The following is a 22,009-nucleotide window of genomic DNA, read 5'->3' as shown; positions in this document are numbered from 1 at the left end:
AATTGGCCCATCTGATTTACGGCGTCGTCCGAACAGGCAAGCCATTCGACGCAAATTTCTTATCGAATCGGCTTGCAATTCAAGACGGTATCTGACCCTCACATTCCGGGCAAGCTTCAAAGATCGCGGACTGTCACGAAGGGCACCAGCCGACCTGTTGCGGATCTCCACACTAACGGTGAGTTACGCTTTCACCTGACTCCCGCTGGACCCTTGGCAGAAAACAAGTCTCGTTCCAAGACCCATCCACGAGTGAGCTGACTCTCTGGACCAACATATTCGGCCCTGGCCCAACCGTCGCGTGTTTCAAAAACTCGTAATGCATTCCCTGTGACGGTATAGGCTTTGCGTGGTTTGGGACTCGACGGATCGTCATAAAAATATGCTTTCTTCGACGCGACAATCCTGATCGACTCCCAGCTGCCTGGCTCGGTGAGCGCAAATGTCGACGGATCTGATGCGAAGCGCTGGACGTTCCAGCAACCGCCATGCTCTTCTTCTAACTTCAGGCGAATTGCTGGCTTTCCGTTAAACCTCAGCTGCTCAAGAACACCGTGAATGACCTCTTGCGGATTGCGCTCGCCTGGAAACCATGTGTCTACACGATCAACTGAACCACCGATTTTGCCGCTGACAAAAAAGGCGCAAGTGAACTGGCCTCTCCCTGTGGAACTCTCAAAATATCCCGTCAAGGAACCGTATCGGTCGACTCCGACGAGCAATCCGTCATAGTCTCCCGATACGACCGGCGCAGCCAAGCAAGGCCGGGCTGCCAACACGATAAGCCAGATTAGAATTTTCTTATGCACTTATGTCGTTTCATATGCGTACGGCTGTCGAGTCGTTCGCGAATTCGTAGAACCTGCTGGAAGTCCGGTTATGGCCGAACTGAGACGTTTGATCATCGTAGCAGGTTGCCGAGATCGAAAATGCCACGAATGACCGGTTTCTACCCGCGAGGCATTATCCGCCCGGCGCGTCGTCAGCCGTCGGCCAGTGATCCGGATCCTGCAGCAACTGGTACATCACGTACGCATCGATATAGCCCAGGCGCTTGTGGCGAAACGCCTTGGGCAGCGTGCCGACAATCGAAAACCCGAGCTTCTTCCACAGGCCGATGGCCGGCCCATTGGTGCTGACCACATGGTTGAATTGCATCGCAAGATAGCCGCGGCTGCGCGCTTCAGTCAGGCTGTGCTGCCCCATCGCGCGGCCCACGCCCGCCCCCTGCGCCGCCGGATTGACCATGTATGAGGCATTGGCCACGTGGTGGCCGCGCCCCACCTGGTTCGGCACCAGGCGGTACATGCCCAATACCCGGCCACCCGGGCTTACCGCGACAAAACTGCCCACGCCCTCCCCCAGCCAGTAGTGGTAACCGGCTTCGCGGGACGTCGCCGTGCTGAAGACATAGGTTTCACCCGCCTCGATATGGGCGCAAAAAATAGCCCAGATCGACTCGAAATCGGATTCGAGCGCAGGGCGGATAACAAGGTCTTTCACAACAATCTACGGCAGTGCCAGGACAGGGCGGTCCGCTATTTTGCCTCAAAAACCACGAATTATCACGCGCTATATTGACAGTTTAGCCACGGCCGAGACGGAAGTCGGCGCTGCCTGGGCGGCCCGGCAGATGCAGGCGGCTGGCGGCCGCTGGCGCTTCGGCCACTACCTGGCCGCGCCGCAAGACGAAGCGGCGCGGGGCGCGCAGGCGGATCGCTTCCACCGTCGAGCCGGCGTCGAGGATCACCAGGTCCGCATGGCAGCCCGGCGCCAGACCGTAGCCTTCCAGGCCAAGGATCCGTGCGGGCGTTTCGGTAATGGCGGTAAAGCACGACTGCATCGCTTCGAGTCCCGTCATCTGCGCAACGTGCAGGCCCATGTGCGCCACCTCGAGCATGTCGCCCGAGCCCATCCCGTACCACGGGTCGAGCACACAATCGTGGCCGAAGGCGACGTCGACGCCCGCTGCCATCAGCTCGGGCACGCGTGTCATGCCGCGCCGCTTCGGGTAGGTGTCGTTGCGGCCTTGCAGTGTGATGTTGATGAGCGGATTGGCGATCGCCGCCACGCCGCTTTCGGCAATCAGCGGAATCAGCTTGCTCACATAATAATTGTCCATCGAATGCATCGACGTCAGATGCGAGCCGGCCACCCTGCCCTGCAGCCCCAGGCGCTGCGTTTCATAGGCCAGGGTTTCGATATGGCGCGACATCGGGTCGTCGCTCTCGTCGCAGTGCATGTCCACGCGCAGGCCCCGCTCGGTCGCGAATTCGCACAGCAGGCGGACGGATTCGGCGCCCTGCGCCATCGTGCGCTCGAAGTGCGGAATGCCGCCCACGACGTCGACGCCCATGTCGATCGAGCGCTTCAGGTTCTCGAACGCGTTGGCGCTGCGCAGCAAGCCGTCTTGTGGGAATGCGACCAGTTGCAGGTCGAGATACGGCGCGACGCGGCGCTTGACTTCCAGCAGCGCCTCGACCGCCAGCAGCCGGTCGTCGCAGACGTCGACATGGGTGCGGATCGCCAGCAGGCCGCGTGCCACCGCCCAGTCGCAATAACGCAACGCGCGCTCGATCAGCGCATCCTGGCTCAGCTGCGGTTTCAGCTCGCCCCACAGCGCGATCCCTTCCAGCAAGGTGCCGCTCTGGTTGACGCGCGGCAGGCCGTAGCTCAGCGTGGCATCCATATGGAAGTGCGCATCGACGAACGGCGGGCTGACCAGGTCGCCGGCGGCGTCGATCTCGCGCACGCCCCGTGCGGCCAGTTGCGGTGCCAGCGCCGCGATGCGGCCATCCAGAATGCCGATGTCGATGCCGATGCGGCCATCAGGCAGCGTGGTATTGCGGATCACGAGGTCCATGGTGACTCCATTGAGTAGTTGTCCGATTGTAGCAACTGTGGCACAACCGTATGGCAATGCTGCAACGCAATATCATCCGCGCCGAATAAGCGACCAACGTCCATTGCACCGGCCAACAATCGTGGGTACACTGACTTTATTGCAGCGCGCCATACTTGATAGATAGGAAACTTCATGACCTCACTCTCCGAGCAGTTGTCCGCAGCACCCAACAATTACTTGACTGCACCGATGAACGCTCAGCTCACGGTGCTCAATGCACTGGCCACTCAGGCAATCGACAGCGCCAGCCGTATCACGGCGCTCAATCTGACCACGTCCCAGGAAGTCCTCGAGCGCTCGGCGCAGACTGCGCGCCAACTGATCGGCGCGCGCGATGCGCGTGACCTCGCCGTGCTGCGCAGCCACGCCGAAGAACAGGTGCACAGCCTGTTCGCGTACAGCCGCGAATTGCTCGGTATCGCTGTCGGCGCCCAGCCATTCCTGCTGCGCAGCGCGACGCCCGCACCCGCAACAGTAACGGCGCCGATCGCCGAGATGGCGCCGGTCGCCGACATGGCGCAGGCCGTCGTCGATGCCGGCAAGGCCACCGCCGACACCGTGCAGGCAGCAGCCGAGCGCACGATCGATGCGGTTGCAGCGGCGCCAACGCCAGAACCCGTCGTCGTCGCTCCGGCGCCGGTTGCCGAAGCGCCCGAGCCGGAAGTCGACGCAGCGCCACAGGCAGAGGCGGCGCCCCAGCCTGCCCCGACCATCGACGCCGTGGCCAGCGTGCTGCAGGAACCAGCACCCGATGACGCGGTGCTGAATGTGCTGTCCAGCCCTGCGGCGGCCAAGCCAACGCCGATCGCCCAGGCTGCCGGCAACGGCGCCGTCATGGCGGCAACGCCACCGGCGCCAGCGGCCGCGCCAATCGAGCGGCGCGACCCGGACGTCCCTGCCACGGCGGCCACGCCACGCCGGCGCCGCAAGTAGTAACAGGGCCGGCGCTATCGCCAGAGCGCAGCAGACAACGGCCTCAACCACGGTGCCGCGCTGCGCCAACTAGGCAAAACGACTACACTAGCGGGCTCTGGCCCGCTTTTTTTTCGGGCGCAACTGCAAGGAATTCGAATGAGTTTGTCCAGGCTGATCGGCGGCTTCGTGCGCCGTCATTGGCAATCCTATGCCTCGTCGGCCGTGATGCTCGTCGGCGTCGCGATCTGTACGGTTCTCATCCCCCGCAAGGTCGGCGCACTGGTCGACGCGCTCGCCAACAACCGCCTTGGCGAGCAGGACCTCCTGCTCGGCATCGCCCAGGTTCTCGGGCTGGGTGTGGCCATTTACGTGCTGCGCGTGTGCTGGCGCATCCGCCTGTATTCGGCCGCCTACCAGCTCGGCGTCGAGCTGCGCACGCGGCTGTATGCGCGGCTGGCTGCGCAAGGCCCCGCCTTCTATCAGCGCCAGCGCACCGGCGACCTGATGGCGCTGGCCACCAACGACATCGACGCCATCGAGATGGCCGCCGGCGAAGCCCTGCTGGCCGCGTTCGACGGCACGCTCACGCTGGTGATGGTCCTCGGGATCATGACGCTGGGCGTGGACTGGCGCCTGGCACTGGTCGCGCTGCTGCCGTTTCCGCTGATGGGGCTCGCGTTCTGGTACATCTCGACCCACATCCAGAAGGCCGAGGGGGATGCGCTTAAAGGTTTCTCGAAGCTGAACGACCATGTGCAGGAGTCGCTGTCGGGCGTGCGCACGCTGCGCGCCCTGGGCCTCGAAGCGCGCAGCAGCACCCAGTTCGGCGTGCTGACGGCCAATGCGGCCGAGGCCAGCCTCACCGCGCAGAAATGGGAAGCGGCCTACGAGCCGGCCGTTGGCCTGGCGCTGACTGCCGCCACCGGCCTGACGCTGGGCCTGGGCGGCTACTTGGTCTGGCAGAACGAGCTGACGGTCGGCGCGCTGACCAGCTTCACGATGTACCTGGGCCAGCTGATCTGGCCCATGTTCGCCGCCGGCTGGGTGGTCACGCTGATCGAACGGGGCCGCGCCGGCATGGCGCGCCTGCAGCCGCTGCTCGAGGCGCCGCTGTCGGTCGAAGACGCCGGCACGATCGACCAGGTGGGCCAGGGCCCGCTGGTGCTCGAAGGCGTCACGTTCACGTATGGCGTGAACGGCGCCCGCCAAGACGGCGCGGCCGCTGACGACACGGCGCAGGCGCCCGCCCTCTCCGGCGTGTCTGTCACGCTCGAACCCGGCCAGACGCTGGGCCTCGTCGGCCCGACCGGCTCCGGCAAATCGACGCTGCTGCGCGTGCTGCTGCGCCAGGCGACGCCGCAACAGGGCCAGGTGCGCTGGGCCGGGCAGCCGCTCGACGCCTATCGCCTGAGCGCCCTGCGCAGCGCCACCAGCTGGGTGCCGCAAGAGTCGTTTTTGTTCTCGTCCACGATTGCCGAGAACATTGCGCTGGCCCGGCCCGATGCCACGCGCGCCGAGATCGAGGACGCGGCGCGCATGGCCGCGATCCACGACGACATCCTGCGCTTCCCATACGGCTACGACACGCCGGTCGGCGAAAAAGGCATCACGCTCTCGGGCGGCCAGCGCCAGCGCGTCGCGATCGCCCGCGCGCTGCTGGCCGACAATCCGCTGCTGCTACTCGACGACGCCCTGTCGGCGGTGGACACCGGCACCGAAACGCGCATCCTCGAACACCTGGCCGAGCTGCGCCGGGCGCGGCCCGAGCGCGCCGCCATCATCGCCAGCCACCGCCTGTCGGCGGTGGTCGGGGCCGACCACATCGTGGTGCTGCGCGCCGGGCGCGTGATCGAAGCCGGCACGCACGACGAACTCTTGCTGCTGGATGGCTGGTATGCCAGCCAGTGGCGCTATCAACAACTGGAGGCCAGCCTTGACGCAACCTGAAGCAACGCTGGACACAGCCGACGCATCCACCACCACCACGCCGCCGCCCCCCACGACCGATAACAGCCTGGAACGCGGCGTCATGCGCGACCAGGCCAAACTGGCCACGCGCCTGCTGCGCCGCGCCGCCGCGCCCGAACAGCGCCACCTGATCATCGCCACGCTGTGGCTGATCCTGGCGGCGGCCTTCGAAGTGGTCGGCCCGCTGCTGGGCAAGGCGCTGATCGACGACCACCTGCTGCCGCGCCATCTCGACTGGCCGCAGATGGCCCTGCTGCTGGGTGGCCTGGTCGTGACCGGCTGGGTATCGAGCTGGGTGCGCTACCTGCAGCTGATCCGCCTGTCCGGCGTGGCAATGCGCTCGGTGCAGCGCCTGCGCGAATGGGTCTATGGTCACGTGCTGCGCCTGCCGATGGCGTTCTTCGACCGCGCCATCACCGGTCAGCTGGTCAGCCGCGTGACGAACGACACTGAAGCCGTCAAGACGCTCTACATCCAGGTGTTGTACGTCATGCTCGACAACTCGATCGTCCTGATCGGCACGATGGTCGCGATGGCATGGCTCGACTGGCGCCTGATGCTGATCGTGCTGTTGCTGGTGCCTGCCGTGGTCGGCATCGTCTGGCTGTATCAGCGCCTGTCGGCGCCGGCCGTTACCCGTGCGCGCGCGCTGCGCAGCGACATCAATGCGCAGATGGCCGAGTCGATCGGCGGGATGACCGTGCTGCAGGCCAGCAATGCCGAGCTGCGCTTCGGCGAACGCTTCCTGGTCACCAACCGCACCCACTACACGGCGCGCCTGGCCGAACTGCGCGCCAACGCCTTCCTGCTGCGCCCTGCGCTGGATCTGCTCAACGTGGCGCTGCTGGCGCTGGTGATCTTCGCGTTCGGCCAGCGCGAGATCGGCGCGGTCGAAGTGGGCGTGCTGTACGCGTTCGTCAGCTACATCGCGCGCGTGGTCGAGCCGCTCATCCAGATCACGATGCAGTTCAGCGGCCTGCAGCAGGCGGTGGTCGCGGCCGCGCGCGTGAACACGCTGCTCGACGAAGCCGGCGCGCCCGAACACGACGTGGACCGCATCCATGGTCAGAATGCGTTTTCGCCCGACGCACCGGCCGTCAGCGTGCGCAATGTCGAATTTGCCTACGTGCCCGGCCAGCCGGTGCTGCACGACCTGTCGCTGGACGTTCCGCAAGGCGCGTTCTTCGGCATCGTCGGCCACACGGGCAGCGGCAAGTCGACGCTGCTGTCGCTGCTGCTGCGCTACTACGTCGTCGAACAGGGCAGCATCGAGATCGGCGGCGTGCCGCTGGCGAAGATCGGCAACGAGCGCTTTCGCAACGAAGTGGGCCTGGTGCCGCAAGACCCGTTCATCCTGGCCGCCAGCGCGCGCGAAAACATCGACATGGGCCGCGGGCTGCCGCTCGAACGCCTGATGGATGCGGCGCGCGCGGCGCATGCGCACGATTTCATCAGCGCGCTCGAACAGGGTTACGACACGCAGCTGGGCGAAGGCGGCTCGCGCCTGTCGTCGGGCCAGAAGCAGCTGATCGCCATTGCCCGCGCACTGGCGGGCGAGCCACGCATCCTGCTGCTCGACGAAGCGACGTCGCGCATCGACAGCGCCACCGAACAGGTGGTGCAACAGGCACTGGAAGAACTGCGCGGCAAGGTGACCATCATCGCCATCGCGCACCGCCTGTCGACGATCCGCGACGCTGACCGCATCATCGTGCTCAACCACGGCAAGATCACCGAGGCCGGGCCGCACGAAGAACTGATGCGCATCGAGGGCGGCCTGTACCAGCGCCTGTATCTGCTGCAGCAAATCGCCCTCTAGGCCGGCAGTCACCGCCGGCCGAAATGCCGGCCAGGTTCAAGGCCGGCTCCAGTTGACGCAGCCGCCCGGCGCGCCCGCCCCGCTCACCAGCAGCGCGCCGTGCCGGTACAAAGTCAGGTGGTCCCTAGCCGGGATCGCCATCACGACCACGCCCATCGCGCGGTCGCTCCAGACCAGGCGTCCGTCGACGGCGTCGAGCGCGGCGAACACCTCGCGTGGCCCGGCGCCCGGATGAAACACGACCGTGGTGAGGTTCTGGCCGGGCGGCGGCACGAGCGCCCAGCCACCGAGGGCGGCGCTGCCGGCGGCGAGCAGCACCAGGCCGGCCACCGAACCGCGCGCGCCCATGCCACCAGCGCCCGGCCGGCGCAGCCAGCGCAGACCCAGCACCAGCGGCGCGATGCCAAACACGACGAGCCAGGCCAGGTCCCACAGCAGCGGATCGGGACTGTCGACGCGGATGCGGTGGATACCCAGCAGCCAGTGCGACAGCAGCGCATCGATCGCATGCCACGCCCCGAAGCCGGCCAGCATGGCGCCCGCCAGCGGCCGGCCCCAGTGCATCGCGCCGCGCCGCTGTGCGTGCCACAGGCCCGCCAGGCCCACGATCGCGACCACGTACATCAGCAGGTGGAAGTAACCATCCCACAGCACCTGCAGGCGCAGGTCATCCATGCCGGGCACGAGGCTGAACAGATGGTGCCATTGCAGGATCTGGTGCAGCAGGATGCCGTCGAAAAAACCGCCCAGGGCAAAGCCCAGCGTTCCGCCCCACCTGGCCCACGGTGATGTCCACATGGCCGACCTCTATCGGGATAATTGTCCGGCCAGTATAGGTCGATGGTTCGACGGCGCACGCACGCTTGCCTGCGCTGCGTGGGATACTTGGAAACGATGCCGCTGTGTCATTTTTGTGACATTTCATCACAAACTGAGTTTCTCGTTTGCAACGGCAATATAATAATCCAAACCAACTTCGACCGGCTTTCCCCCGGCGCGACGAAACCACGGCATGTTCGCTATCCTGCATCGCGCCCTGTCGCGCTCCCGACTCAACGCCGTGGCCTTGTCACTGTGCGTTGCGTCGGCCTGTGCGCTGGCCAGCGACGGCGCGGCGCTCGACGCGCGCCTGGCCGAGATCCGGGAAGCCAACCGTGTCGTTCCCGAACGCGCCCTGCCGATGCTCGAAGCCATCGAAGACCAGGCGCGCGTTGCACCGCTGCCGCAGCGGATCGAATTCCTGCACCAGATGGCCGCCGCCCGCCACGGGATGGGCCAGCATGCGCAGGCCGTCGCGCTGGCCAACGAACTCATTACGCTGGGCCGCCAGCACGATCACACCGGCGCGCTGGCCAAGGGTCTGCTGATGCAGGGGTATGCTGCGTTCGCCCAGCACCGCCCGGGCGAATCCCATCGCCTGATCTGGGAAGCCGAGAAACTGGCCAACACCACCAACGATATCGACCTGCGCGTGCGCGCCGCGATTTCGTCGGGGGAATCGTATGCCGAGGAAGGCAACCTGCCGCGCGCCCTGCAGGGCCTGCAGGGCGCCGCCGCGCTCGCGCGCTCGAACGGCGATCCGATCCATATCGTGATGGCGCAGTATTCCCTGGCGCGGCTGTACGCCCGGATGCGCGAACCCGAAAAAGGCTTCGACGTGCTGGACGAGGCCTACGCCGCTGCGGCCACTGCCAACTCGCCCGGACGGACGGCGCTGCTCAAGCGGATCGAGTACGGCCTGGCGATCGACACAGGCCAGAACGAGCGCGCCCTGCGCGCGCTGCAGGACGGCCTCGCGCTCGAACGCAAGATCGGCGCCACCAACCGCATCGCCGGCACCCTGGTCAATCTGTCTGACTGGTACCTCAAGATGGGCGACTACCGCAACGCCGTCGTCTACGCGCAGCAGGCGCTTGACGCGCTGAAAACCCTGAACGACCGCCGGCTCGACGCGATCGCGCACCTGAACCTGGGCCAGGCCTTCCTCGCCACCGGCCGGCTCGTCGAGGGCAAGCGCCATATCGAGGCCGGCATCGCCGGCTATGAAGAAATGGGCGACAAGCCCGAACTGCAGACTGCCCTGGTGGAATACGGCGTGGCGCTCGAGCGCGTGGGCGACCTGCCGGGCGCCCTGAAGGCGTACCACCGCGAGCGCACGCTGTCGAACGAACTGTTTGAAAAGCGCCGCCAGCAGGCCATGCTCGAGCTGCAAGAGAAGTACGAGGCCGAACGCAAGCAGCGCCAGATCGAACTGCTGCGCAGCGAGAACACGATCAAATCGGCCGAACTCGACAACCGCCGCCTGCAGCAGCGCGTCTGGTGGCTGGTGCTGGCCGTGATCGCGCTGGCGGCCATCGTGGTGGGTCTGTTGTACCGCAAGGTGCGCCACGCGAACGCGCAGCTGCATGCCAAGAACTTCGAGCTCAAGCAGCAGAGCGTGCGCGATCCGCTCACGGGCCTGTACAACCGCCGCCACTTCCTTGAGTACATGCGCGCGCTGCCCCCGTCAACACCATCCGCAGCCGGGGCGGACGGCGTGGGCGCGCTGTTCCTGCTGGACGTCGACCACTTCAAGCACATCAACGACACCCACGGCCACGCGGCCGGCGACACGGTGCTGACCACGATCTCGGCCAGCCTGGCCGAGATCCTGCGCGAGACCGACATGATCGTGCGCTGGGGCGGCGAAGAGTTCCTCGCCTTCCTGCCCTCGGTGCCGCGCCACCGGATGGACGAAGTGGCCGCGCGCATCCTGGGCGGCATCAACGCCACCGTCATCGACCATGCCGGCGTGGAGATTACCGTGACCGTGTCGATCGGCTTTGCGCCATTCCCGCTTGCCATCGGCAAGCAGGCGATGGCCTGGGAGCGCGTGGTCAACCTGGTGGACATGGCCCTGTACATGGCCAAGTCGCATGGCCGCAACCGCGCTTACGGCGTGCGCGGTTTCGCCGATGGCGAGCGTGTGAACCTGGATGTGATCGAGCAGAACCTGGAGCACGCGTGGCGCTCGGGCCAGGTCGACATGGCCATCGTGTACGGCGATCCGGACATGCCGCGCGCCGCCAGCGCTTAGTCGTCGCCCTTGTCCTTGCCGGCGTTTTCCTGGATCACCTGGCCGGCCCGTTCGACCGACTGGCCCATTTTCTCGGTAGCGCGCTCCAGGCCCCGGCTGGCTTCCTGCGTCGCGTTGCCGACCTTGTTGCGCGCATTCTCAACGGCGTCGTCGGCGCGGGCGATTTCATCCTTGACCGAATTGGTCACCCCGGCGGTGGCCTGATCGAGTGCCTTGCCAACGCGCTCGGCCGGGCCCTTGCCCTCGTCGTCGCGCGCGCAGCCGGCCAGCGCCAGCAGCATTGCCGACGCCAGCAGCGTGTTCGTCATCGTCGCTTTCATGCTGTGCTCCTTGTTGTCAACGCGTTCGATGATACACAAGGCGTGGCGGCGTGGCTGTCCTTACGGGGTCAGCGCGAAGGATCGGCCAGCGGATGGTCGCGCCGGCCGGCGTCGATGCGCGCCTTGACTTCGCGCGTGCGCGCGTCCTCGCCCCAGCACTTGGTGAATGTGGCCAGGCGGGTGCGCGCCTGTTCGAAGCTGCCCGCATTCAGCAGGCGCTCGATGGCGTTGTTGGCGGTGGTCCACGCGGCGCGGCGCTGCTCGGCGCGGGTGCAGGCCGCGGCCGCCGTATTGAGCGCGCTTTGCACCTGACGCAGCTGCTCGGGCGTCGCACGCGTCTTGCGCAGCGCAATCAACTCGTCCTGCGCTTCCTTCGGCTTGCACTCCTTGGCCAGGGCGACGGCCGACGCCATGCGGCGCTCGATGCGGGCTGCCGTTGGCTTGGTCAGCATCCAGGCCAGCCACAGAAGACCCAGGCCGATGAGCCACCAGCGCAGGCGGATCGGTTTGCGCGTCGGGACGGCCGGGCGTGGTGGGGGATTGGCGCGCACGGGTGGCACCGGCGGCGCTGGGGGCACTGATGGTGCTGGGGCGGGGATGGGCTTCGGCGCTGGCGGCGGTTGAACGACTGGTGCCGCGATGACCGGCGCGGGCGGTACGGGTGGCGCGGGTGGCGCGGGTGTTACGGGGAGTACGGGAAACACGGTTGGCATCACGACCGGCGGCGCCGGCACGGCGTTGAGCGGCCGCTGCGCCGTTCCGCACCACGGACAAAAATCGACCGGCTGTGGAAACGCGCGGCCGCAGCCGGTATTGATGCAGGAATCGTTGTGTGCCATGGTGCCCCGTATTTCGCTGTTGCCGTACATGCCGAAAGACGGCCTGCCAACCGCTGTCTTGATCGTGATCGAAGGCCGCATGATAGCGCCCCGCACGGCCACGCGTCGCGCTGTTTGCCCGGTAGCGCCGCCTGCTCCCTCACGTTGCAACGGAACGTATAATGGCCGCTTCCCTCTTGCCTCCTGTGCGCCGATGACCGCTGCCGCCCCCACTCTTTCCGACGACGACCTGCCCGCCACCGTGGTGGACGCCGCGACCGCGCACCTGTCGGCCGTGCTCTCGATCGCCCTCGAACACGGCCCGGCGCACAAGGCGCTGGTCGTGTACGACACGCGCACGCCGCTGGCGCGCGCCCTGCTCGCGGGCTACCGGCGCAATCTGCCCGACGCCGCGTTCGTGGACTTCGACAGCGTCACGCCCGATGCGGTGCTGGCGGCGTTCCGCTCGATGGCCGCGCACGACCTGGTGGTGCTGGTCCAGTCGACCAATTTCCGGCTCGACGGTTTTCGCATCCGCGTCGAGCTGTTCAAGCTCGATCTGAAAGTGATCGAGCACGTGCACCTGTCGCGCATGCCCGGCATCCAGGGCGAACACTATGTCAACGCGCTGGCCTACGACCCCGCCTACTTCCGCGGCACCGGGCGCGCGCTCAAGGCGCTGATCGACAGCGCGCCGCATGGCCGCGTGGTCGGCGGCGGCGAGACGCTCACCTTTGCCTCGCCCTTCGAAGCAGCCAAGCTCAATATCGGCGACTACAGCGAGATGAACAACGTCGGTGGCCAGTTCCCGATCGGCGAAGTGTTCACCGAAGCGCAAGACCTCGAAGCCGTGCATGGCCGGGTGCAGATCCACGTGTTCGGCGATACCAGTTACCGCTCGAACCATCCCGACGTACCGGTCACCTTGATCATCGAAGCGGGTCGCGTGACCGGCACCGAACACGCCACACCCGCCTTCGAGCAGGTGCTCGAGAACATCCGCCTCGAGGAAGGCGAAGTCTGGGTGCGCGAGCTGGGCTTCGGGCTGAACCGCGCCTTCACACGCGACCTGCGGGTGGACGATATCGGCACGTATGAGCGCATGTGCGGCATCCACCTGTCGCTCGGCGCCAAGCATGGCGTGTACACGAAGCCCGGCTTCAAGCGCAAGGATGCGCGCTTTCACATCGACGTGTTCGCGGTCACCGATGCGGTGTTCCTGGGCGAGGTCCAGGTGTATGCCGACGGGCGCTGGCTGGCCTGAACCGGACCACGCCCGCCCGTGGATGGTATGATTTCGACCTCATTTACCAGGGCCCCATGATGCCAGACACCGTCCCCCAGCACGTCAGGGAAATCCAGGCCATCGCCGCCGTGCCGCGCGTGCTGGAAACCGTGGCGACCATGACCGGACTGGGGTTCGTCTGCATCGCGCACGTCACCGACACCACCTGGACCACCTGCGCTGTCCACGACGAGCTCGGGTTCGGCCTGCGGGCGGGCGACCCGCTGGACGTCACCACCACGCTGTGCGAAGAAGTGCGCGCGACGCGCCAGCCGATCGTCATCGACAGCGTGCGTGACAGCGATTCGTATCGCGACCACCACACGCCGCGCCTGTACGGGTTCCAGAGCTATTTTTCGATCCCGATCTTCCGTCCCGACGGCGACTACTTCGGCACGCTGTGCGGCCTCGATCCCGAGCCGGCGGCATTGAGCGAGGGCGCCACGATGTCGGCGCTGACGCTGTTTGCCGAACTCATTTCGCGCCAGCTCGAAACCGACCGCTCGCTGCGCGATACCCGCTCGGACCTGCTGTCCGAACGCGAGACAGCCGAACTGCGCGAACAGTTCATCGCCGTGCTGGGCCACGACCTGCGCACGCCGCTCAGCGCCATCCTGACCGGCGCCGAACTGCTCAAGCGCCGCAGCACCGATCCGGCCACCGACAAGATCGTCGAACGCGTGCGCAGCAGCGCCATGCGCATGGCCGGCCTGGTCGACAACGTGGTCGATTTCACGCGCGGGCGCATGGGCTCGGGCCTGGCGCTCGAACTGTGCCAGAGCGCCGACGTGCACCTGATGCTCGACCAGGTGGTCGACGAACTGCGCGGCGTGTACCCCGACCGCGTGATCCGGTCCGACATCGCGCGTGACATCGCGCTGCGCAGCGATCCGCAGCGGCTCGCGCAACTGCTGTCGAATCTGCTCAAGAATGCGCTGCTGCACGGCGACAGCGGGGAGCCGATCCACGTGGACGCGCGCGTCGACGGCGCCAGCTTCGTGCTCGCCGTGAGCAACGCCGGCCCCGATCTGAGCCAGGCTGTCATCGACCAGCTGTTCAAGCCCTACTGGCGCGCCACCTCGCGCGCCGGCGACGAAGGCCTGGGACTGGGCCTGTACATCGTCGACCAGATCGCGCGCGGCCACGACGGCGCGATCGGCGTCACCTCAACGGACGGGCGCATCACATTCACCTTCAGCATGCCGGCGGCATAGCTTTCTTCCAGCGTTCCCGCCAATGGGAACCGCTGCACGCGCCCGAGACCATGCAAGCGAACATGCAAGCGCGCGTCATTGGTGTGGCGCCGCCACATGTATCTGGATTTTTACAAATACGTTAAGCAATTGAGGAATATCAACGATAGAATTCCTGTCATATTTCCAACAACAAATCCAGGGGAATCATGTTTCGTTTGCCAATCGGCGTAGCAGCTCTATGCCTCGCAGCATCATCGTTTGCCGCAGCACCGTTCGACGACAAGTTCCGCCAGCTCGATGAGCTGCTGCCGACCCCAGGCACGATCCGCACCGCCTCCGGCGCCCCGGGTCACGCCTACTGGCAGCAACGCGCCGATTACACGATCCGCACCACGCTCGATGAAGCCAAACGCGCGCTCTCCGGCGCCGGCACGGTCACCTACCACAACAATTCCCCGGATACCCTCAAATACCTGTGGGTGCAGCTCGACCAGAACATCTACAAGACCGATTCGGATGCACGCCAGAGCGCCATCCTGCCTTCGCGTGATGCCTGGGCCAACGGTACCCAGACCACCGGCCTGAAATACGATGCCCTGCGCACCGTGCTCGAGGGGCGCACCTTCCCCGGCGGCTTCGACATCCTGGCGGTCAAGGATGCGGGCGGTCGCCCGCTGCCGTACACCATCAACAAGACGATGATGCGGATCGACCTGCCGCAGCCGCTCAAACCCGGCGCGAAGGTGACGTTTGGTATCGACTGGCGCTACAACATCAATGAGCAGAAGGTGCTTGGCGGGCGCGCCGGCTACGAAACCTTCGACGACAAGAACGACCTGTTCGAAGTCGCCCAGTGGTTCCCGCGCATGGCCGCCTACTATGACGTGTACGGCTGGCAGCACAAGCAGTTCCTGGGCTCGGGCGAATTCACGCTGGAATTCGGCGACTACGACGTGCGCATCACGGTGCCGGGCGACCACATCGTCGCTTCCACGGGCGAACTGCAAAACCCGGGCGAGGTCCTGACGGCCGCCCAGCGCGATCGCCTGCAACAGGCAAAGACGGCGAAAAAGCCGGTCATCATCGTGACCCAGGCCGAAGCCGAAGCGGCCGAGAAGGTCCGCAGCACGGCCATGAAAACCTGGCACTTCAAGGCGAAGAACGTGCGCGACTTCGCGTTCGCGTCGAGCCGCAAGTTCATCTGGGATGCGCAGGCGGTCAAGAGCGGCAAGCAGGACGTGCTGGCGATGTCGTACTACCCGAAGGAAGGCAATCCGCTGTGGGAGAAGTACTCGACCCAGGCGATCATCCACACCATCGAGCAGTACAACAAGTACTCGTTCGACTACCCGTACCCGACCGCGATCTCGGTCAACGGTCCGGTGGGAGGCATGGAATACCCGATGATTTCGTTTAACGGTCCGCGTCCGAGCAAGGACAAGAAGACCGGCGAACTGACGTACTCGCAGCGCACCAAGTATGGCCTGATCGGCGTGATCATCCACGAAGTGGGCCACAACTACTTCCCGATGATCGTCAATTCCGACGAACGTCAGTGGACCTGGATGGATGAAGGCCTGAACTCGTTCGTGCAGTTCCTGGCGCAGGAAGCCTGGGAAGCCAACTGGCCGGGCGGCCGCGGCGACCCGCGCGCCATCACCACCTACATGAAGAGCACGAATCAAGTGCCGATCATGACCAACTCGGAATCGGTTCTGCAGTTCGGTAACAACGCCTACGCCAAGCCGGCCACCGCGCTGAACGTGCTGCGCGAGACGGTGCTGGGCCGCGAGCTGTTCGACTTCGCGTTCAAGGAATACGCCGAGCGCTGGAAGTTCAAGCGCCCGACGCCGGCTGACTTCTTCCGCACGATGGAAGACGCATCGGGCACGGACCTCGACTGGTTCTGGCGCGGCTGGTTCTACACCACCGACGCGGTGGACGTGAGCGTCGACGGCATCACCGAATACACGGTGTCGTCCAAGGATCCGGAAGTCGAGAAAGCCATGGCGCGCGCACGCCGCGCCGCCGAGCCGGTCTCGATCACGGACCAGCGCAACAAGGGCATGCCGCGCCGCGTCGATGCGCACCCGGAACTGAAGGACTTCTACAACGAGAACGACGAGTTCACCGTTACCAACAAGGACCGCAACAAGTTCGCGGAAACGACGGCCGATCTGGAAGACTGGGAAAAGGCGCTGCTCAAGGAAGGCAAGCACCTGACGCTGGTCGACTTCTCGAACGTGGGTGGCCTGGTCACGCCGCTGATCGTGGAACTGACGCTGAAGAACGGCCAGAAAACCATCGAGCGTATCCCGGCCGAAGTGTGGCGCTATTCGCCGACCAAGATCACGAAGCTGTTCGTCACCGATGAACCGATCGTCGGCCTGACGCAGGACCCGAACTGGGAAACGGCCGACGTCGACGTCAGCAACAACAGCTGGCCACGCAAGGCGACGCCGTCGCGTCTCGAACTGTTCAAGACCGAACGCGATCCGAACAACCTGATGCGCGACTTCAATTCGAAGCTCAAGACGAAGGATGCAAAAGATGCGGAAGACGCAGCAACGCCTGCGCAGTGACGTCCATGCGTCATTAAGTTAGCACCAGATCCGTCGTTCCCGCGGAGGCGGGAACCCAAGTTTGCCAGCGTTTCGACAACGCGAACACCTTGGGTTCCCGCCAAGGCGCCCGGCGAGGGCGGGAACGACGTTTTTACGCTGTCGCAGAAAATATATTGTCAGGCTCCACGACCATGAACATCCCCCACCTGCACGCGGCCTTCGCGACCTTCACTCTTGGCGTTGCGATGACCGCCAGCGCGGCCGGCCCGGCCTTCGACGACAAGTTCCGCCAGCTGGACGAGCTGCTGCCGACGCCCGGCGTCACGCGCAATGCGGCCGGCGCACCGGGCCACGCCTACTGGCAGCAGCGCGCCGACTACAAGCTGCGCGTGTCGCTCGATGAAGCCAGTCGCGCCATCAGCGGCGCCGGCACGGTCACGTACCACAACAACTCGCCCGACACGCTGTCGTACCTGTGGGTACAGCTGGACCAGAACATGTTCCGCAGCGACTCGGACAACCGCAAGATCACGACGCTGCCATCGCGCAGCGCGTGGCAGGCCAGGAGCAACGATGGCGTGAAGTTCGACGCGCTGCGCTTCACGCTCGAGGCAGGCAAGTTCGCCGGCGGCATCGAGATCGGGAGCGTGACCGGCAGCGACGGCCGCGCGCTGGCGCACACGATCAACAAGACGATGATGCGGATCGACCTGCCGCAGCCATTGAAACCGGGTGCCAAGGTGTCGTTCAACGTGGCCTGGCGCTTCAACATCCCCGAGATGAACGTGCTGGGCCGCCGCATGGGCTTCGAGCGCTTCAAGGACGGCAACGACATCTACGAAATCGCGCAGTGGTTCCCGCGCATGGCCGCCTACTACGACGCGGCCGGCTGGCAGAACGCGCAATACCTGGGCGACGGCGAATTCACGCTGGAATTTGGCGACTACGATGTGGCGATCACGGTGCCGAGCGACCACATCGTGGCCGCCACCGGAGAGCTGCAGAACGCGGGCGAGGTCTTGAGCAGCGTCCAGCGCGAGCGGCTGCAGCAGGCGAAAAAGGCCGGCAAACCGGTGATGATCGTGTCGCAGGAAGAAGCGCAGGCGACCGAAAAGGGCCGCGCCACTGGCAACCGCACCTGGCGCTTCAACGCCAAGAACGTGCGCGACTTCGCGTTCGCGTCGAGCCGCAAGTTCATCTGGGATGCGCAGGGCATCAAGAGCGGCAAACAGGACGTGATGGCGATGTCGTACTACCCGGCCGAAGCCAATCCGCTGTGGGAAAAATACTCGACGCCGGCCGTGATCCACACGATCGAGCAGTACAACAAGTACTCGTTCGACTACCCGTATCCGGTGGCGATCTCGGTCAACGGGCCGGTGGGCGGCATGGAATACCCGATGCTGTCGTTTAACGGCCGCCGCCCCGTCAAGGACGCCAAGACAGGTGAGCTGACGTACTCGCAGGCCGCCAAGTATGGCCTGATCAGCGTGATCATTCACGAGGTGGGCCACAACTACTTCCCGATGATCGTCAATTCGGACGAGCGCCAGTGGACCTGGATGGACGAAGGGATGAACAGCTTCCTGCAGTTTTTGGCCGAACAGGCGTGGGAAGAGAACTATCCGGCGCGCCGTGGCGAGCCGCGCGACATCGTCGACTACATGCGCAGCACGAACCAGGCGCCGATCATGACGAATGCCGAGTCGACGCTGCAGCGCGGTGCCAACGCCTATGCCAAGCCGGCCACCGCCTTCAACATCCTGCGCGAGACGGTGCTGGGGCGCGAGCTGTTCGACTTCGCGTTCAAGGAATACGCCGAGCGCTGGAAGTTCAAGCGCCCCACCCCGGCCGACTTCTTCCGCACGATGGAAGACGCGTCGGGCACGGACCTCGACTGGTTCTGGCGCGGCTGGTTCTACACGACCGACGCGGTGGACATCAGCGTCGACGGCATCAGCGAGTACACGGTGTCGTCCAAGGACCCGGAAGTCGAAAAAGCCTGGCAGCGCGCGCGCCGCGCCGCCGAGCCGGTGTCGGTGACCGACCAGCGCAACCAGGGAATGCCGCGCCGCGTCGATGCACATCCCGAGCTGAAGGACTTCTACAACGAACACGACGAATTCACCGTCACCAACAAGGACCGCAACACCTTCGCCGAAACGACGGCCGGGCTGGAAGACTGGGAAAAGGCACTGCTCAAGGAAGGCAAGCACCTGACGCTGGTCGACTTTTCCAATCGCGGTGGCCTCGTGATGCCGCTGATTGTGGAGCTGACCTTCAAGAGCGGCAAAAAAACGATCGAGCGCATTCCGGCCGAAGTGTGGCGCTATTCGCCCAAAAAGATCACGAAGCTGTTCGTCACCGACGAGCCGATCGTCGGCCTGACCCAGGACCCGTACTGGGAAACGGCCGACATCGATGTCAGCAACAATAGCTGGCCACGCAAGGCGACGCCGTCGCGCCTGGAGCTGTTCAAGACCGAGCGCGATCCGAACAACCTGATGCGCGACGCGGCCACGCCATTAAAATCGACACCAACCGCGGCACCGAAGGCGGCCCAATGACGCTGCGCGGATTGAAGTCGCTGCTCCTGGCGCTGCTGCTGTGCGCCAGCGCCACGGCCAGCGCGCACCGCTTCCACTTCGGCATGACCGACATCTCGTACAACGCGCGCACCGAGAGCACGGAAATCGTCCACACCTACACGGCGCACGATATCGACGCACTGCTGCTCAATCTGTACGGGCGCCAGTTCGACCTGAGCGACGTGGAAGACCAGGCGGTGCTGCGCACCTACGTCGAGCGCCACTTCTGGCTCGCCGACAAGGACGGCAAGAAGCTGCCCGTGACCTGGGTCGGCATGACGGCCGATGCGCAAAGCGTCGTGATCTACCAGGAGCTGGCCGCCACCCCGCTGTCGGCAGCTGCCGTGATCCGCCAGGGCGTCCTGGTCGACTTCATGGCCGAACAGGTCAACACCGTGAACCTCAACGAAGGCGGCGCCGTGCGTTCGCTGACCTTCATGCGCAAGACGCTCGAACAGCCCGCGCGCTGAAGCCTTACTCTGAAATTGCCATGCTGCTTCGTCCCATCCCATGCGTGCTCGCCGCGCTGTTCGTCTCATCGACCGTTCAAGCCGATGATTTTCAGCTCCAGCGCGTACTGGTCGAAGGCGCCCGCGCCAGCCAGCTCGGCATCGCCGATTCGGCCGGCGCCGGCAGCGCCGGTGCGAAGGACCTGGCCGGGCGCATCGCCTACCGGCCGGGCGAGCTGCTCGAGGTCACGCCCGGCCTGATCGCCAGCCAGCACAGCGGCGAAGGCAAGGCCAACCAGTTCTACCTGCGCGGCTTCAATCTCGACCACGGCACCGACCTGGCCACCTGGGTCGACGGGATGCCCGTCAACCAGCGCAGCCACGCGCACGGCCAGGGCTGGACCGACCTGAATTTTTTGATTCCCGAACTGGTGGGCCGGCTCGATTACCGCAAGGGCCCGTACTCGGCGCGTGAAGGCGATTTCTCGTCCGCCGGCGTGGCCTCGCTCAGCTATGCCAACCGCCTGGTGAAAAGCATCGCGTCCGCGACGGTCGGCCAGGACGGCTACGCCCGCACGATGCTGGCCGGCTCGCCCGAGGTTGCCGGCGGCAGCCTGCTGTACGCGCTGGAGCTGATGAAGAACGACGGCCCATGGACGCGCCCCGATGGCTACCGCAAGGTCAACGCCGTGCTGCGCTACAGCCAGGGTTACGCCAACAATGGCTGGAACGTCACCGCAATGAGCTACAGCGGCCACTGGAATTCGACCGACCAGATTCCGCTGCGGGCCGTTGAGGATGGCCGCATCGGCCGCTTTGACCTCATCGACGACAGCGATGGCGGTCAGGCGCGCCGTCAGAGCATCTCGGGCATCTGGCGCAGCACCGATACCGATTCGGCCTCTAAAGTGAGCGCCTACGTGATCCGCAACGAGCTCGAACTGTTCTCGAACTTCACCTACTTCTTGAACGATCCGGTGAACGGCGACCAGTTCGCCCAGCCCGACCGGCGCGTGACGACGGGCGTCGATGCCACCCACACCTGGCACATGCACCGCAGCGACACGCTGTCGTCCGACCTGACCGTGGGCGCGCAGCTCCAGAACGACAATATCTACAACGGCCTGTACGACACTCGCAAGCGCGCACGGATTGCCACCACGCGCGAAGACCACATCGTCGAGACGAGTGGCGCGGTGTTCGTCGAGAACGCCACGCGCTGGAGCGATGCACTGCGCACGGTCGTCGGTGTACGCGCGAACAACTACCGCTTCCGCGTCGATGGCGACAGGCCTGAAAACGCCGGCAAGGCGCACGACACCCTGGTCACGCCGACGCTGAACATCGCCTACGGCCCGTGGGCCTCGACCGAGCTGTATGCCAACTATGGCCACGGCTTTCATAGCAACGATGCGCGCGGCACCGTCGCCACGGTCGACCCGAAAACGCTCGATGCGGTGGATCGCACGCCAGGCCTCGTGCGTTCGCGCGGCGTGGAGTTTGGCCTGCGCACCGAGGCGATTCCGAAGATGCAGATGTCGCTGGCCGTGTACCGCCTCGACTTCGATTCCGAGCTGACCTATATCGGCGACGCCGGCAACACCGAGGCGGGCGATCCGAGCCGCCGCTACGGCATCGAGTTTTCGAACTACTACCGGCCCTACAAATGGCTGTCGGTCGACTTCGACGCGGCCTGGGCGCGCGCCCGCTCGCTGGGCAACCGGATACCAGGGGCCATCGAAGGCGTTGCGCAACTGGGCGTGACGGTCGACCGCAGCGGCCCGTGGTCGGGTTCCCTGCGCCTGCGCTGGTTCGGCCCACGCCCGCTCATCGAGGACGACAGCGTGCGTTCGAAGGCGAGCGTGACACTCAACGGGCGCGTGGGTTACCAGCTGGCGAAGGACCTGCAGCTCGAGCTCGAAGCGTTCAACCTGACCAACCGGCGCGCCTCGGCGATCGACTACTTCTACGAGTCGCAACTGGCGGGCGAGACCGCGCCCGTGGCAGATGTGCATTTCCACCCGATTGAACCGCGCTCGCTGCGCCTGACGCTGGTCAAGACCTGGTGAAGTCTGGCCGGGCGGCAATGAAAGTGCTAGGCTAGCG

Annotated in this window: 16 protein-coding genes; 10 read left to right on the top strand and 6 right to left on the bottom strand. The window is 65.4% G+C overall.

Going from position 1 to position 22,009, the window contains the following annotated elements; genetic code table 11:
- Positions 1-191: 191 nt before the first annotated feature.
- The 3 genes from HD842_RS19920 to HD842_RS19910 form a co-directional block, all read right to left on the bottom strand.
- A complete protein-coding gene (locus tag HD842_RS19920) occupies positions 192-809 on the bottom strand; it encodes a hypothetical protein (protein ID WP_183556506.1) in 618 nt (205 codons plus the stop codon).
- Between the two features lie 154 nt (positions 810-963).
- Positions 964-1,503 (bottom strand): GNAT family N-acetyltransferase, encoded by a 540-nt coding sequence (locus HD842_RS19915; protein ID WP_183556504.1) that lies wholly within the window; start codon positions 1,501-1,503, stop codon positions 964-966.
- An 82-nt stretch (positions 1,504-1,585) separates the two neighbouring features.
- Positions 1,586-2,863, bottom strand: coding sequence for an amidohydrolase family protein (locus HD842_RS19910; protein WP_183556502.1), 1,278 nt, complete (start codon positions 2,861-2,863; stop codon positions 1,586-1,588).
- A 174-nt stretch (positions 2,864-3,037) separates the two neighbouring features.
- Here HD842_RS19910 and HD842_RS19905 point away from each other — a divergent pair, with 174 nt between their 5' ends.
- From HD842_RS19905 to HD842_RS19895, 3 genes are all read left to right on the top strand, one after another.
- Entirely contained in the window at positions 3,038-3,838 is an 801-nt protein-coding gene (locus HD842_RS19905) for a phasin family protein (protein WP_183556500.1), read from the top strand.
- Between the two features lie 138 nt (positions 3,839-3,976).
- Positions 3,977-5,767, top strand: coding sequence for an ABC transporter ATP-binding protein (locus HD842_RS19900; protein ID WP_183556498.1), 1,791 nt, complete (start codon positions 3,977-3,979; stop codon positions 5,765-5,767).
- Between the two features lie 82 nt (positions 5,768-5,849).
- Positions 5,850-7,607: an ABC transporter ATP-binding protein gene (locus tag HD842_RS19895; protein WP_183556584.1), complete on the top strand. Its 1,758-nt coding sequence runs from the start codon at positions 5,850-5,852 to the stop codon at positions 7,605-7,607.
- 36 nt (positions 7,608-7,643) lie between these two features.
- On the opposite strand, the gene HD842_RS19890 is transcribed toward HD842_RS19895, so the two are convergent.
- Positions 7,644-8,405: a DUF2243 domain-containing protein gene (locus tag HD842_RS19890; protein WP_183556496.1), complete on the bottom strand. Its 762-nt coding sequence runs from the start codon at positions 8,403-8,405 to the stop codon at positions 7,644-7,646.
- A 214-nt stretch (positions 8,406-8,619) separates the two neighbouring features.
- On the opposite strand from HD842_RS19890, the gene HD842_RS19885 reads away from it, so the two are divergent.
- Positions 8,620-10,683: a sensor domain-containing diguanylate cyclase gene (locus HD842_RS19885; protein ID WP_183556494.1), complete on the top strand. Its 2,064-nt coding sequence runs from the start codon at positions 8,620-8,622 to the stop codon at positions 10,681-10,683.
- Here the strand turns inward: HD842_RS19885 and HD842_RS19880 are convergent.
- Both HD842_RS19880 and HD842_RS19875 read right to left on the bottom strand, forming a co-directional pair.
- Entirely contained in the window at positions 10,680-11,003 is a 324-nt protein-coding gene (locus HD842_RS19880; protein ID WP_183556492.1) for a hypothetical protein, read from the bottom strand. The two genes, HD842_RS19885 and HD842_RS19880, sit on opposite strands and share 4 nt — an antisense overlap.
- A gap of 68 nt (positions 11,004-11,071) precedes the next feature.
- Positions 11,072-11,842, bottom strand: coding sequence for a hypothetical protein (locus HD842_RS19875; RefSeq protein WP_183556490.1), 771 nt, complete (start codon positions 11,840-11,842; stop codon positions 11,072-11,074).
- 193 nt (positions 11,843-12,035) lie between these two features.
- Here HD842_RS19875 and HD842_RS19870 point away from each other — a divergent pair, with 193 nt between their 5' ends.
- The 6 genes from HD842_RS19870 to HD842_RS19845 all read left to right on the top strand — a co-directional run bounded on the left by HD842_RS19870 (position 12,036) and on the right by HD842_RS19845 (position 21,972).
- On the top strand, positions 12,036-13,085 hold the full coding sequence (locus HD842_RS19870) for a hypothetical protein (RefSeq protein WP_183556488.1): 1,050 nt from the start codon (positions 12,036-12,038) through the stop codon (positions 13,083-13,085).
- A gap of 59 nt (positions 13,086-13,144) precedes the next feature.
- On the top strand, positions 13,145-14,320 hold the full coding sequence (locus HD842_RS19865; protein ID WP_183556486.1) for a sensor histidine kinase: 1,176 nt from the start codon (positions 13,145-13,147) through the stop codon (positions 14,318-14,320).
- Between the two features lie 188 nt (positions 14,321-14,508).
- A complete protein-coding gene (locus HD842_RS19860; protein ID WP_183556484.1) occupies positions 14,509-16,884 on the top strand; it encodes a M1 family metallopeptidase in 2,376 nt (791 codons plus the stop codon).
- Positions 16,885-17,057: 173 nt separating this feature from the next.
- Positions 17,058-19,433: a M1 family metallopeptidase gene (locus tag HD842_RS19855; RefSeq protein ID WP_183556482.1), complete on the top strand. Its 2,376-nt coding sequence runs from the start codon at positions 17,058-17,060 to the stop codon at positions 19,431-19,433.
- On the top strand, positions 19,430-19,924 hold the full coding sequence (locus HD842_RS19850) for a DUF6702 family protein (protein ID WP_183556480.1): 495 nt from the start codon (positions 19,430-19,432) through the stop codon (positions 19,922-19,924). Before HD842_RS19855 ends, HD842_RS19850 begins: the two co-directional genes overlap by 4 nt.
- A gap of 20 nt (positions 19,925-19,944) precedes the next feature.
- The gene (locus tag HD842_RS19845) at positions 19,945-21,972 is read left to right on the top strand and encodes a TonB-dependent receptor (protein ID WP_183556478.1); all 2,028 of its coding nucleotides are present in this window, start codon (positions 19,945-19,947) and stop codon (positions 21,970-21,972) included.
- The last annotated feature ends 37 nt before the right edge of the window (positions 21,973-22,009 follow it).

It is taken from the genome of Massilia aurea, from assembly GCF_014200505.1.
In the GTDB taxonomy this organism is placed as follows: Bacteria; Pseudomonadota; Gammaproteobacteria; order Burkholderiales; family Burkholderiaceae_D; genus Telluria; species Telluria aurea_B.
The sequence above is the reverse complement of the archived record's forward strand: the minus strand, read 5'-3'. Positions and strand labels throughout refer to the sequence as shown.